Source organism: Alistipes sp. D31t1_170403_E11, assembly GCF_015553985.1.
In the GTDB taxonomy this organism is placed as follows: Bacteria; Bacteroidota; Bacteroidia; order Bacteroidales; family Rikenellaceae; genus Alistipes; species Alistipes montrealensis.
Genome location: NZ_JADNHQ010000002.1, coordinates 1 through 13,781 on the forward strand (window position 1 = coordinate 1; position 13,781 = coordinate 13,781).

Genomic DNA, 13,781 nt, shown 5'->3' on the forward strand with positions numbered 1-13,781 from the left:
ACTGATACCCCGAAATTGCGGCTGATTTTGTCCGGTTTTCGGGGTCAATTAGCACCGTTCATAACCGTTCACTCCCCAGACAGCACCAAGTCGGGACGCTGCCCTTATCTTGCCGCCAAGTTTGCAGGAACGCCGAGATTCATGGGGCCAATTAGGGCGATTGAGGGAGAACGAGGGCGTAAACAGCATCAAAACAACGGTGCGTCCCTTATATTGCCGTCGGATTTGCAGGAGCATCGAAGGCAGACGGTCTGGGCGGCATGGAGCGGCCATATATCCGGAAACCTTCGGTTCGGTATTACCTTGCAAATGAAATTTATTATTAACCTATTTAATTCAAATTTTTATGACAAGTATTTGTATGGACGAGCGCGTATGAAGAGCGCTCACGGAACGGCTGAAAACATTGGCCGCTCAATCACAACGAACCGGGAAGCGTTATAACCCGCCGTCGCCCGACGGCTGACTGGACGGGGCGGAGGTTTGTCAGCGATTGCGGATTTCCAAGCGCACGCTCCAAAGTTACCGCGACAGACGGGTACTGCCCTATTCGAATGTCGGCGGTAAGTTCTTCTACCGGGAAGCTGATGTAACCGGGTTTCTGCAGGCACGGACAATCAGAAAAGGGGTGTAACATGGAATCGGACTATTTAACGATGGAGAGCGAGGAAGTCCGGGAGTTGCTCGCTATGATCGACCGGGCCGAAGAAACCCTGCAACTGGCCGATAAGAACTATCGTCCTCCGGTCGGGGCGGAGAACAACCTGACGGGCAGCGAGGTTTGCGATCTGCTGCACATCTCTCCCCGAACCTTGCAGACGCTCCGCGATACGCGGCAGATACCGTTTGTCGCAATAAGCGAGCGCAACATCCTCTATCCCGAATCGGCAATTCGGGAAATGCTGATGCAAAATTACAGGCCTGCCCAAGACCCGTTTTAGGTCGGTGTAAATGAAAAGGTGGGGCGCGTTAGGGATCATTCCGAATCCCGTGCGCCCCGCCTTTCTTGTTATCCCTTTTTATATTGCTATTTATTGCATTGGGCAGAATATTATTAACTTTGTTTTGATTAATAATTCCTAAGGATATGAAGAAAATCAAAAAGCGGTCTCAATACCGTTCAACTATCCGGCTCGATTTGACCTTGTATGCAAGCGTTAGTTTTATATTTGTAGTGGTTTATGAAATTTGGCTAATCCACATACCTGCGATTTTTCCCTCTGCCGATAGTATTGGCAGAATATTTAACATGCTGCTTTCCGGTTACTTACTTGCTTATCTAATTTATCTGGTAGATCACCATGCAGAAGAGATGAGAGCTTTTCGCAAGATATATCCTATTGTTGGGCAACATATTGTCGATATTATCAATACCGGAAAAGGAATAATTCATAATATAGCAAATGTACAAAATATCAATGAAATTGCCGATTATCCTGATAAGAAAACCGTATTCCAAATTTTCGACAATCTAAAGCTCAGTGATAGGACTGCCCCTATGGTAGATAGCAAAAATCTAAAGAATCTTACTTGGGTAGAATACATTTCGTATGTAAATTTATATAATAGGCAAAATATTATGGCTATCTTTTTTTTCGAGAAGTATATAGATGCAGAATTAATGGCAATCTTATCCAAGATACGCGGTTGCTTTTTTATGTCCATTTTTGATAATCCAATAATTGATCGAATGAAGAATGACGGCGGTAATTTTGCATTTATGTATGAGGAGTTTTTGGATTTGATTCATCAACTTGACGATTATTATAAGAAGCACATCGCTTTATTTTCTAAAATCTAATTTAACAGACTTCCGAATTTCTGCATCTCCCGGCCGATCAAGCCCTCCGAAAACTTGGCATAATGCCGCGTCATATTCGTATTGGTGTGGCCGAGAATCTTTGCCAGCACATCTATCGGCATTCCATACTCCACGGCAAGGCAGGCGAACGTATGCCGCGCGACGTGCGTTGTCAGCGTCTTGTCGATATTGCAGATGCCTGCAAGCTCCTTCAAATAGGCGTTCATCTTGCTGTTGCTCGGTACGGGCAGCATCTTTCCGCGCTGTCGGCAATTCGGGTCGTGTTCGTACTTTTGCAGAAGTTTCACCGGGTGCGGCAACAAAGGGATGCGGCTCATTACGGCGGTTTTCTCGCGGGGCTTGTGAATCCACAACTGCCCGCTATCATCCGCACTGATATGTTCCGGGCGCAGGTGGTCGGCATCCGTAAAGGCTAATCCCGTCAGGCAGCAGAACGCGAACACGTCCCGGATGCGTTCTATCCGCTCGTTCGGCATAGGTTTGTTTATCAAAACATCCAATTCCGCTTTGGTCAGGTGGTCTTTGGACTTGTTGTGTTCGGGTTTCAGTTTGTAGTACTGAAACGGATTCTTTTCGATCCACTCGTTACGAATGGCGTACAGCATAAAGTTTTTAAGACAGCACAACAGATTGACCGCACCGTTGGTCTTGCAGTTGTGGGCCGTCTGGATAAAGGTATTCAGTCCGTCGAGGTATTCGTAATTCACCCTGTCCAGCGGAATATCTTCCTTTTTATACTGCGCCTGCATATACTCTTTCAGGTAGCGAAGCAGACGGTGATACTTGTTCGCCGTGAGTTGGGTGATCCGTGTTCCGACCTCTTTCTGCCGTTTGTCGCAATACTTCCCAAACTCCGCGAGGAACATCCGCGCATTACCCGAAGGGTTTTCAAGACGGTGTTTGATAGCAAAGCACGTCGGCTCTTTGCCCTCCTTGATTAACTGGTCATAGGCCGCGAGGACATTGGCCCGGTAGCTGGCGACGATGCTGTTGATCTGTTGGTCTATCTCGTCCTTATAGAGTGACCGTTCAAGCCGTTGATTCCACCGCTCCGGTTCGATTTGGCATCGCGTGTAAATCTCCGTAGCCGTGCCGCAGGTCTTGATGCGCACATAGATCGGGGCCTTGCCCTTTTTCGTTACTTTGGTCTTCTTGCAGAAGAAAACCACGCTGAAAGTTCGCCGAGCCGAGGGCATAGCCGAACTTGTTCGAGCTATGCCGAGGCGAGAATGAACTTCAACTTTGTTGAAAGTCTTTCTTTCCATACTGCTGTAAATGATTTGTTAGTAATACGTTTACAGCATAGAATTGTTGCAGGGCAAAAAGCTGATAATTAATGCGATAACTTACATTAGTGACCTATTTTAGGTGTGAGCGAAACAGGTCACCGATAAGGTCGTAAAAACCTGCATTTTGTTGCTTTTTTCGGCTTCATCCTAAAAACGAAAAAACCTTACATATCATTGATACATAAGGTTTTTGCTCTTTATTTCTGCCTCTTTCTCAAGGCTTCCAGAGCGGAAAACGGGACTCGGACCCGCGACCTCAACCTTGGCAAGGTTGCGCTCTACCAACTGAGCTATTTCCGCAAATATCGGTTCCGCCACTTTGGAAACCGTTGTTTCCTACGCTTCGGGACTGCAAATATAAACTGAAAAATTTATTCTGCAAAATTTTCGGCGAATTTTATCCGCAAATTCCCGCCGGCCGGCATTTTTCAAATGCGTTCACTCCGGCACGACACATCGCCTAGAACTGACTTCATCCATATAATTCCGATATGGCGCAGCACAAGCAAAGCCGTCATGCCCAACAATTTCAACAACATCGGCATCAACATCGCACACATCCGGCATCCGATCCCGCCCCACACCGGACAAAAAAACGGATGTCCCTTCCGGAACATCCGCCTGTCTGTTATCTGCGAGATTTAGCGAAGCTTGAAGCCTTCGTCGGCACGCGCCGGAATGGGCATCGAAGCGTATACGCCGGTTTCGAGTTTCTCGCGAACGGCCTTGAAAGCCTCGATCGTAACCTTCACGTCCTCCAGCGTATGCACCGCCGTCGGGATGATGCGCAGGATGATCTCGCCCTTCGGAATTACGGGATAAACCACCATCGAGCAGAAAATACCGTGGTTCTCACGCAGGTCTACAACCAGATTCGTGGCCTCGGTAATACCACCCTTCAGGAAAACGGGGGTCACGGGCGAATTGGTCACACCGATCTCGAATCCGTTCTCTTTCAGGCTGCTCTGGAGCACGCGAACGATCTCCCAAAGTTTCTCTTGGAATTCGGGATGGTTGCGGATCAACTCCAGACGCTTCAGCGCGCCGATTACCATCGGCATCGGGAGCGACTTCGCGTAGAGCTGCGAACGCATGTTGTAACGCAGCAGGTTGACCAGCCAGCGGGGACCGCATACGAATGCACCGATACCGGCCATCGACTTGGCGAACGTATTGAAGAGCACGTCCACACCGTCCGAAACGCCGAAATGCGAAGCCGTACCGCGGCCGTCCGGGCCCATCGTACCGAAACCGTGGGCATCGTCCACCAACAGGCGGAACTGGAAATCCTTCTTCAGCGCCACGATCTCATCGAGCTTGCCCAGGTCGCCCTTCATACCGAACACACCCTCGGTAATCACCAGCACGCCGCCGTTCTGCTCCTCGGCAAGGTCCGTAGCGTGCTGCAACTGCAGGCGCAGCGAATCCATGTCGTTGTGGCCGAAAACAAACCGCTTGCCCTTGTGCAGGCGCAGGCCGTCGATGATGCAGGCATGCGCCTCGGCATCGTAGACGACCACGTCACGCGGAGTCAGCAGGCAGTCGATAATCGAAATCATACCCTGGTAACCGAAGTTGAGCAGGAAAGCGTCCTCCTTACCGACGAACTCGGCGAGTTCGCGCTCCAGCCGCTCGTGGTAAACGGTCTGTCCGCTCATCATACGGGCGCCCATCGGAGCCGCCATGCCGAACTGGGCTGCACCCTCGGCGTCGGCTTTGCGCACCTCGGGGTGATTAGCCAGTCCGAGGTAGTTGTTCAGGCTCCAGTTAAGCATCTTTTTGCCCCGGAAAACCATGTGGGGGCCGATGTCGCCTTCGAGTTTGGGGAAGGCGTAATAACCGTGGGCATACGCCATATACTGACCGATCGGTCCGCCCGCATTTTTCTCGAGGCGTGAAAAAATATCAACCATATTTATCTTGTAATTATGAGTTTATGTCTCCCTTCGTTCCGTTTTGAACGCACAAAAGTATAAATAAAACGGAATTAGCATTCAAAAGTAGCCGTTTTTTATTCCACGAGGATACGCATTTATACTTATTTCCGGTAATAAGAAAAGAAAAGGGCCGCCGAAAGCAGCCCCGAAACAGTTCCATTCAGCCTCGCCGCCGGTCGATCGCATCGACGATCACCGCGACGGCGCCGTCGCCCGTCACATTGGTCGCCGTGCCGAAACTGTCCATGGCGATATAGGTGGCGATCATCAGCCCCGCAAGGGTCTCGTCGAAGCCCAGCATCGACTCCAGCAGCCCCAGCGCCGCCATAATGGCCCCGCCCGGCACGCCCGGCGCCGCGACCATCGTCACCGCCAGCAGCAGGATGAACCCGGCGAACGTTCCCGGCGGGATATCCAGCCCGGCGATCATCGACACGGCCAGCGCACAGGCCGTAATCTTCATCATCGACCCCGAGAGGTGGATCGTGGCGCACAGCGGCACGACGAACGACGCCAGTTCGGGCCGCACGCCGAGTTTCACGGTCTGGGCCAGCGTCACCGGTATCGTCGCTGCCGACGACTGCGTTCCGAGGGCCGTGACGTAAGCCGTCAGCATGGTGCGGAGCATCTTCAGCGGATTTTTGCGCGCCACGAGCCCCGCTATGGAGAACTGCACGACGAGCAGCACGACCGTCATGCAGAAGATTACCGCGATCAGCTTTACGAAGACCCCCAGCACCCCGGCTACCTGCCCCGACTGGGTCATCGAAAGGAAAATCCCGAAAATATAGAACGGCAGCAAGGGAATGATGACACGCAGAATCACCAGGTCGATAATCCGTTTGAAATCGTCCATCGCACCCTTGAGCGTCACCGAATGAATATAGGCCATACCCAGCCCCAACACGAAGGCGAGGACCAGCGCCGACATCACGCCCATCACGGGCGGCATTTCGACCGTGAAATAGGGCGCCAGGGCCGTTCCCTCCTCCGGCAGCACGGCCTCAGAACCTTCGAGCAGCGCCGGGAACACGGCCCGGCCCGTGAAATAGGTCCCGAAACCCGAAAAGAGCGTGAAGGCATAAGCCAGCGCGGCGGTCAGCGCCAACAGGCGTCCGGCGCTTTTGCCCAGGTCGGCAATGCCCGGCGCCACCAGCCCGAGAATCAGCAGCGGAATGACAAACCCCAGAAACTGCCCGAAAATCGCATTGAAAGTCAGCGCAATGCGCGTCGCCCAACCGGGCAGGAAGAATCCGCAGGCGACGCCCAGCCCGATGGCCAGCACGACACGCGGCAACAATCCGAATTTAATTTTCATCCGAAAACGATTTATGTAAAGATAGGCATAATTTTTAATTCTTAATTTTTAATTCTTAATTTCGCACCATGACATCACTATTCCACGACATTATCTTCGGCCCGGTACATTCGCGGCGGCTGGGCCTTTCACTGGGGGTCAACCTGCTGCCGGTCTCCTCGAAACTCTGCTCGTTCGACTGCATCTACTGCGAATGCGGCTGGAATGCCGAACACCCGGGCGGACGGCGTTTCAACGCCCGCGAAGACGTGCGGACCCAACTCGAAGCCACCCTGCGCCGCATGGTGGCCGACGCCGCCCCGCCCGACGTGATCACCTTCGCCGGCAACGGCGAACCCACCATGCACCCCGAGTTCGAGGCCATTATCGGCGACACGATCGCCTTGCGCGACGAACTGTGCCCCGCAGCGAAGGTCTCCGTGCTCTCCAACGCCACGCAGATCCACCGCGACAGCGTCCGCCGCGCCCTGATGAAAGTGGACAACAACATCCTCAAACTCGACTCGGCCTTCGACGCAACCGTGCGGCGGATGAACAACCCGCAGAGCCCGGCCTACTCGGTCCGCAATACCGTCGAAGAGATGAAACGCTTCGGCGGCCATATGATCCTCCAGACGATGTTCCTGCGCGGCTCGTGCGACGGACAGCCCGTCGACAACACCACCGAAGAGGAAGTATCCGCCTGGCTCGGCCTCGTCGCCGAAATCCGTCCCCGGCAGGTGATGGTCTACTCGCTCGACCGCGACACGCCCTGCCGAACGCTCGAAAAAGTCTCCAAAGAGGAGTTACAGCGGATCGCCGCGCGCGTCGAAGCGCTCGGCATCCCTTGCTCCGTAGCCTGAAACCTGGCGCCATGCAGCTACTCCTCTCCTGTGCCAAAACAATGGCGGAACACACCTCCGTCCGGACGCCCCGCACGGCCCGGCCCGCCTACTGCGACCAGGCCGCGCAGTTGGCCGCCGAACTGGCGACGCTCCCCACCGACGACCTGGCACGGCTCCTGCACGTGAACCGCCGCATCGCAGCCGAAAACCGCCAGCGCTACGGCCGTTTCCACAGCGACGACGGGGCGGCCCTCCCGGCTCTGCTGGCCTACACGGGGATCGTTTTCAAACGAATCGCCCCGGCAAGTTTCACCGACGCCGATTTCGAATACGCCCAGCAGCACCTGAACATCACTTCGTTTCTCTACGGGCTGCTCCGTCCGCTGGACGCCATCCGCACCTACCGGCTCGAAGGCGACGCCGTACTGCCCGGCCACGGCGATGAAACGATGTTCGCCTATTGGCCGGGGCGGCTGACCGGCGACCTGCTCGGCCGGACCGGCTCCGACGACGGCATCCTGCTGAACCTCGCCAGCAGCGAAATGAAACGGTTGTTCGACTGGCGGCGCATCTGCCGCGAAGCGCGCGTCATCACGCCCGAATTCCGCGTCCACGAAGGCGACCGGCTCAAAACCATCGTGGTCTACACGAAAATGTGCCGCGGCGAAATGACGCGGTATATCCTGAAAAACCGCATCGCCGACCCCGAAATGCTCAAAGCTTTCGAATGGGAGGGATTCCGTTTCGACGCGGCCCTCTCCAAAGGCGACGACTGGGTGTTTACGATGTAACATAGAAATTTTCGCGGTTTGCAACTGCGGGATTCTTTGTATTTTTTGGGAGGCCTTTTCCGCGCCTTCGCTCGCGCTTTTAGTCCGCATCTTTCCTGACGCCTTTTTTGCCAAGCAGGGATTATTCGCCGCCGTTGGCGGCGTGAATGGTCCGCATTATCGTTCGGAGCGGGAAAAGAGCGGCTGACGGCCCGTGCGCCCGGGGCGGGAGGCTGTAAAGGCTTGATCTTACTGCGCCCGCTCAGCACGGGCCGGAAGACGATCCCGCAGAAAACGACATGCGGATGGTTTTGGTGCTGCCTTTTACCATCAAAAGGTAGCTATCCCCGCGGCGAAGGCGCGCAAAAGTTTTTTTGGTGTCAACCGACACCAAAAGCGCATAAGCCCCTACCCCTGATCGACGAACAGCAACTTTCGGGTGTCGTACCCCCGGGCCTCGGCCAGCCGCAGGATGTGGTTGAGCGTGGGGCTCGGCAACACAGGCGTGCGTGAAAGAATCCAAAGGTATTTCGAGGAACGGCTGCCCACCAGCGCCCAATCGTAATCGGGCCCAAGTTCGAGCACGTTGTAGTCCGAATAGAAAATCCAGAAGAAAGAGACCCTCAGGCGGCCCGGAACCGCCGTGGCATGCGCCCTGCCATGCGCCTCTTTACGCCGGTCCGAGCGGTAATCGACGCCGCTGTTCACAACCCCGATCCGACCGTCGGGCCGCAATTCGTAGTGCGCCTGCACTCCCGCCAATCCCCGTTCGAACGAATGGTCGTAGCGGGCGATCTCATACCACGTCCCCAGGTAGCGTTGCAGGTCGAACAGGCCGACAAGCTTCCGGTCGATACGGTCCGAAGCCGACACGACCGCCACTGCCAGGATCAGCAGGACGGCGACAAGCAATAAAATGACGATTTTCATTTTCCGGTCGTTTTATGGTTTTCTCACAGAATTTGTGCCGGAAAAACCGATTGCGGAAAGTTTACTCCCCGGAATTCAGCAGCGCATGCAGGATACCCTCCTCGTCGTAACCGCAGAGGGCGTAGAGCTGTTCGGGCGTGCCGTGCTCGACCCACTCGTCGCCGATGCCGAGCCGCTGCACCTTCGCGTCGTAACCGCGGTCGTTGAAGAACGCCGCCACCGCTTCGCCCACGCCTCCGCGCAGCGAACCGTCCTCGACGGTGACGACACGGCGGAACCTGCGTCCCACCTCGTCGAGCAGCACCTCGTCGAGCGGTTTGGCGAAACGCAGGTCGTAATGCGCAACGCTTACACCCCCGGCCGCAGCGCGTTCGGCCGCCCGGGCAGCGGCGTTGCCGACCGTCCCGACAGTCACCAGCGCCACGTCTTCGCCCTCGCGCAGGCGGCGGCCCCGTCCGACGGGCAGCGCCTCGAACGGCTCGCCGCGCCAGGGCAGGCCCTCGCCGTGCCCCCGCGGATAACGTATCAGGAAAGGATGGCCCGATTCGAGGGCCGTATACATCATATTGCGCAGTTCGGGTTCGTTCATCGGCGCAGCGATCGTCAGCCCCGGCACGGCGCCGAAAGCGGCCATGTCGAAAACCCCGTGATGGGTCACACCGTCCTCGCCCACCAGTCCGCCCCGGTCGAGACACATCACCACCGGAAGATCCTGGATCGCAACATCGTGAATCACATTATCGTAGGCCCGCTGCATGAAAGTCGAATAGATATTGCAGAACGGAACCATGCCCGCTGCGGCCAGTCCGGCCGAGAAGGTCACGGCATGCCCTTCGGCGATGCCCACGTCGAAACAGCGGCCGGGCATCTCGCGCATCAGGATATTCATCGAACAGCCCGACGGCATGGCGGGCGTGACGCCTACCACACGCGGGTCGCGGCGGGCCAGTTCCAGCAAAGTCTCGCCGAAAACATCCTGGTAACGCGCCGCACCGCCCGGAGCCGAAATCCGCTCCCCCGTATCGGGGTTGAAACGCCCCGGAGCATGCCAGGCAGGCTGGTCGTGCTCGGCCGGCAGGTAACCTTTGCCCTTTACGGTCATCACGTGCAGCAACTTAGGCCCTTCGATATCGCGCAGCGCACGAAGTGTCCGCACCAACTCCTTGATATTGTGGCCGTCCACCGGCCCGAAGTACCGAAAATTAAGGCTTTCGAACAGATTGCTTTTGTTCAGCAGTCCCTGCTTCACGGCGTTGCCCGCCTTCTGGCAGAGCCTCAGCAGCCGCGGCGTACGCGACATCAGGCCCCACAGCCGCTGTTTGAAGCGGTTGTAATGCACCGAGGTCGAAATCTTCAGCAGGTAGTTTTTCAGCGCCCCCGTAGCCTGGTCGATGGCCATGTTGTTGTCATTGAGGATCACCAGCAGGTTGGTGCGCTTCGAGGCCCCGGCGTTGTTCAGCCCCTCGAACGCGAGGCCTCCGGTCATCGAACCGTCGCCGATCACAGCCACGACCTGCCGTTTTTCGCCCCGCAGTTCGGCGGCCTTGGCCATGCCGAACGCCGCCGAAATCGACACCGAAGCGTGACCGCCCCCGAACGAGTCGTACTCGCTCTCCGACATGCGCGGAAAACCGCTGATGCCGTTGAGACGGCGCTTGGTCCTGAATGCCTCGCGGCGGCCCGTGATGATCTTATGGGCGTAGGTCTGGTGGCCGACATCCCAGACGATCTTATCGTCGGGGGTTTCGAAGACGTAGTGCAGGGCGGCGGCCAGTTCCACGGCCCCGAGACTCGAAGCCAGGTGGCCCGGATTGACCGAACACTCGTCGATGATATAACGCCTCAGTTCGTCACAGTAGGCAGACAACTCCTCCTCCGAGAGTTTTTTCAGCTCCCGGGGTGATGAAATCGTATCGAGCAGTTTATATTCTTCCGATGCCATGGCGCACAAAGATAAGGAATATATGTGAATTTTTTCGAAAAAATACCTATCTTCGCATTACGATAAAAAGCTACGAACGATGAAATACAAGCGAATACTCCTGAAACTGAGCGGCGAATCGCTGCAGGGCGAACAGAAATACGGACTCTCGCCCCGGATGCTGCAATCCTACGCCGAACAGATCAAGGCTGCCGCGGCAACGGGTGTCCAGATCGGCATCGTCATCGGCGGCGGAAACATCTTCCGCGGCCTCACGGGCGCCAAAAAGGGATTCGACCGCGTGAAGGGCGACCAGATGGGAATGCTCGCCACGATCATCAATTCGCTGGCACTTCAATCGGCACTCGAAGACAACGGCGTCAAGTGCAAGGTGCTCACCTCGATCCGCATGGAACCCATCGGCGAATACTACTCCAAGGCCCGTGCCATCGAATACCTCGAAGCGGGTTATGTGGTGATTGTCGGAGGCGGCACGTCGAATCCCTACTTCACGACCGACTCGGCCTCGGCGCTGCGCGGCATCGAAATCGAGGCCGACGTGATGCTCAAGGGGACCCGCGTGGACGGCGTCTACACGGCCGATCCGGAGAAGGACCCCACAGCCGTGAAGTTCGACGAAATCTCGTTCGAGGAGGTGCTCGACCGCCGTCTGAAGGTCATGGACCTTACGGCTTTCACGCTCTGCCGCGAGAACGGCCTGCAGATCATCGTCTTCGACATGGACACCGAGGGCAACCTCGGCAAGGTCCTTGCCGGGGAGAAGATCGGAACGTTGGTAAAACTGTAAAATTATGGCAACAAAAAAAAGTAATAAATCGCTGTGGCTGATGCTGGCGCTGATCGTCGCGATCGTCGCCGTCATCCTGCTGCTCCCCACCGGAGAAACCTCGAAGGAGGCCGAAACGCAAACCGAAGCGACGACGCTCGTGAAAGCCGGCGACACGGCTCCCGATTTCACGGTCGAAATGATCGACGGCAGTTCTGTGACGCTCGGCAGCCTGAAGGGCAAAGTCGTACTGCTCAACTTCTGGGCGACGTGGTGTCCGCCCTGCCGGGAGGAACTGACCCATGTACAGACCGACATCATCGACCGCTTCGCCGGCAAGGAGTTCGTCTTCCTGCCCATATCGCGCGGCGAGGAGCGCGAAGCCGTGGAGGCATTCCGCAAAAAGACAGGCTATGCCTTTCCGATGGGCCTCGACCCGTCGCACACCATCTACGACCGCTACGCCTCGAGTTACATTCCGCGAAACTTCGTAATCGACCAAAAGGGCAAAGTCGTACTGTCCACGGTAGGTTACGACGATCAGGAATTCGAACAACTGATCCAGACCATCGAACAAACACTCGGAAATTAAACCCCAACACTTATGGATACCAAGACGATTCTCAACGAAGCTACGGGCCGCATGCAGAAGGCCATCGACCACCTCGAAGAGGAACTTTTGAACGTTCGCGCCGGCAAAGCGTCGCCCAACGCCCTGAACGGCGTAATGATCGACTATTTCGGTTCGCAGGTTCCCGTTTCGGGTGCAGCCAGCGTTACCGTACCCGACGCCAGGACCATCCTGATCCAGCCGTGGGACAAGAACATGCTGCGCCCGATCGAGAAGGCGATCATCGACTCGAACATCGGCCTGACGCCGTCGAACAACGGCGAACAGATCCGCCTGACGATTCCGCCCCTCACCGAGGAGCGCCGCAAGGAACTGGTGAAGCAGGTGCGCAACGAGGCGGAAACCGCCCGCATCAGCCTGCGCAACGCCCGCCGCGACGCCGTGGACGCCTTCAAGAAGGCCCAGAAGGAAGGCATGCCCGAAGACGAATCGAAGGACGGCGAAGCACAGTCGCAGAAACTGGTCGAGAAGTTCGCCAAACTGCTGGACGAAGCCCTCGCCAAGAAAGAGAAGGAGATCATGACGGTCTGACCGTTCGCCCCCGACGATCAAAAATCCGGACCTGCCGACGGCAAGTCCGGATTTTTTCAAATGTCCCCAAAAAAACAGGGCTGCCTTCCGGAAAGGCAGCCCTGTTTCCTATTCGGCAGCCCGTACGATGTACGAGAACTTGTACGAACTGCGCCAGAAGTTGTTGTAGAAATTACTGCCCGGCGTATCGCCCGACGCATCGGGCAAAGCAAAATCGAAGAACAGATTGCCCGAAGTATCCCGGTTGAAGGTCATCGTCGAAGTGATGTTGTTCTTCGAAATCTTCATCTGATTGGTCGAGAGATCGAGCACCCAGTCGGACTCTCCGGCGGGGATCAGATGACGCAGGCGCGGGTCCATATCCAACGGTGCGTCCTCGGTGTATTCGCCCGGGTAGACACCCTTGAATGCCCCGTACTGCCCGTCGGGACCGGCGGAATTGACGATCTTGCCCGTGAACTTTCCGTCGACCATCTCCTCGTTCATCGTGATGGTGATGACGTTGTCCAGCTCCGGCGAAGCAAAGGTCCCGAACTCGGAACCGCCCATCGAAGTATCCCACTTCCCCGTGCCATTGCCGCTGATATTCTGATCCACGTAGATCTTGATATCGCTGACGGCCCACGTGCCAACATAAAACGGATCGTAAGGTTTGAGACAAACCGTCCACAGCACCTGTTTCCCGGTCTGGGAACGCACGATGATACGCGCTTTGCGGTCGGGATTCCGGAAATCGAGCGTCCCGCCGTCGGAAACGTCCGCCGTAGCATAAGCCGAAAGGGCCAGCGCCTCGACCTCGACCGCCTCCCACGGATAATCGGCCTGCTCGAAGATATAGAGGGTCACGGTTCCCTGATTGTCGTCCACCCGTTCGATGGCGGCCTTGCCCAGTTGTCCCGCCAGTTTGATGTCGAGGATCGAACACTCGTTGCTCGGCTCCTTCTCGTCGATATCCTTCGTGCAGGAAACCACGGCCAGGCACGAAAGCAACAATACGATATATTTCAGTTTTTTCATAACG

The 13,781-nt window shown here is 56.1% G+C and carries 15 protein-coding genes and 1 tRNA gene; 9 read left to right on the forward strand and 7 right to left on the reverse strand.

Translation table 11 applies throughout. The annotated features are described in order from the left end of the window. The 4 genes from I2E69_RS15200 to I2E69_RS03510 all read left to right on the forward strand — a co-directional run. Positions 1–444: hypothetical protein (locus I2E69_RS15200; protein WP_229095370.1), on the forward strand; the 444-nt coding region annotated here is incomplete at its 5' end. 22 nt (positions 445–466) lie between these two features. Further along, positions 467–634 carry a helix-turn-helix domain-containing protein gene (locus tag I2E69_RS03500; RefSeq protein WP_195460039.1) on the forward strand — a complete coding sequence of 56 codons (168 nt, stop codon included), beginning with the start codon at positions 467–469 and terminating at the stop codon, positions 632–634. Position 635: 1 nt separating this feature from the next. Beyond that, positions 636–941, forward strand: coding sequence for a helix-turn-helix domain-containing protein (locus I2E69_RS03505; protein ID WP_195458779.1), 306 nt, complete (start codon positions 636–638; stop codon positions 939–941). A 146-nt stretch (positions 942–1,087) separates the two neighbouring features. Then, positions 1,088–1,801 (forward strand): hypothetical protein, encoded by a 714-nt coding sequence (locus I2E69_RS03510; protein ID WP_195458780.1) that lies wholly within the window; start codon positions 1,088–1,090, stop codon positions 1,799–1,801. Here the strand turns inward: I2E69_RS03510 and I2E69_RS03515 are convergent. The 4 genes from I2E69_RS03515 to I2E69_RS03530 all read right to left on the reverse strand — a co-directional run bounded on the left by I2E69_RS03515 (position 1,798) and on the right by I2E69_RS03530 (position 6,366). Then, positions 1,798–3,018, reverse strand: a complete 1,221-nt coding sequence (locus I2E69_RS03515) for a site-specific integrase (RefSeq protein WP_195458781.1) — start codon at positions 3,016–3,018, stop codon at positions 1,798–1,800. The genes I2E69_RS03510 and I2E69_RS03515 overlap by 4 nt on opposite strands. A gap of 320 nt (positions 3,019–3,338) precedes the next feature. Further along, a tRNA-Gly gene (locus I2E69_RS03520) sits at positions 3,339–3,411 on the reverse strand. A 341-nt stretch (positions 3,412–3,752) separates the two neighbouring features. After that, positions 3,753–5,024, reverse strand: coding sequence for an aminotransferase class I/II-fold pyridoxal phosphate-dependent enzyme (locus I2E69_RS03525; protein WP_195458782.1), 1,272 nt, complete (start codon positions 5,022–5,024; stop codon positions 3,753–3,755). A gap of 184 nt (positions 5,025–5,208) precedes the next feature. Further along, a complete protein-coding gene (locus tag I2E69_RS03530) occupies positions 5,209–6,366 on the reverse strand; it encodes a dicarboxylate/amino acid:cation symporter (protein WP_195458783.1) in 1,158 nt (385 codons plus the stop codon). 68 nt (positions 6,367–6,434) lie between these two features. On the opposite strand from I2E69_RS03530, the gene I2E69_RS03535 reads away from it, so the two are divergent. Both I2E69_RS03535 and I2E69_RS03540 read left to right on the forward strand, forming a co-directional pair. Beyond that, the gene (locus tag I2E69_RS03535) at positions 6,435–7,208 is read left to right on the forward strand and encodes a radical SAM protein (RefSeq protein WP_195458784.1); all 774 of its coding nucleotides are present in this window, start codon (positions 6,435–6,437) and stop codon (positions 7,206–7,208) included. A gap of 11 nt (positions 7,209–7,219) precedes the next feature. Beyond that, positions 7,220–7,981 carry a YaaA family protein gene (locus I2E69_RS03540; protein ID WP_195458785.1) on the forward strand — a complete coding sequence of 254 codons (762 nt, stop codon included), beginning with the start codon at positions 7,220–7,222 and terminating at the stop codon, positions 7,979–7,981. A gap of 387 nt (positions 7,982–8,368) precedes the next feature. Here the strand turns inward: I2E69_RS03540 and I2E69_RS03545 are convergent, their stop codons facing one another. After that, complete coding sequence (locus I2E69_RS03545; RefSeq protein WP_195458786.1) at positions 8,369–8,890, reverse strand: lipocalin family protein; 522 nt, start codon at positions 8,888–8,890, stop codon at positions 8,369–8,371. A 61-nt stretch (positions 8,891–8,951) separates the two neighbouring features. Further along, on the reverse strand, positions 8,952–10,832 hold the full coding sequence (gene dxs, locus I2E69_RS03550) for a 1-deoxy-D-xylulose-5-phosphate synthase (RefSeq protein ID WP_195458787.1): 1,881 nt from the start codon (positions 10,830–10,832) through the stop codon (positions 8,952–8,954). Positions 10,833–10,911: 79 nt separating this feature from the next. Here dxs and pyrH point away from each other — a divergent pair, with 79 nt between their 5' ends. The 3 genes from pyrH to frr are packed head-to-tail and all read left to right on the forward strand — an operon-like array spanning position 10,912 to position 12,760. Next, positions 10,912–11,619 carry a UMP kinase gene (gene pyrH, locus I2E69_RS03555; RefSeq protein ID WP_195458788.1) on the forward strand — a complete coding sequence of 236 codons (708 nt, stop codon included), beginning with the start codon at positions 10,912–10,914 and terminating at the stop codon, positions 11,617–11,619. 4 nt (positions 11,620–11,623) lie between these two features. Continuing rightward, positions 11,624–12,190: a TlpA family protein disulfide reductase gene (locus tag I2E69_RS03560; protein WP_195458789.1), complete on the forward strand. Its 567-nt coding sequence runs from the start codon at positions 11,624–11,626 to the stop codon at positions 12,188–12,190. A gap of 12 nt (positions 12,191–12,202) precedes the next feature. Next, positions 12,203–12,760, forward strand: a complete 558-nt coding sequence (frr, locus tag I2E69_RS03565) for a ribosome recycling factor (protein ID WP_195458791.1) — start codon at positions 12,203–12,205, stop codon at positions 12,758–12,760. A 108-nt stretch (positions 12,761–12,868) separates the two neighbouring features. Here frr and I2E69_RS03570 read toward each other — a convergent pair whose 3' ends face one another. Further along, a complete protein-coding gene (locus I2E69_RS03570) occupies positions 12,869–13,777 on the reverse strand; it encodes a hypothetical protein (RefSeq protein WP_195458793.1) in 909 nt (302 codons plus the stop codon). Positions 13,778–13,781: the final 4 nt, after the last annotated feature.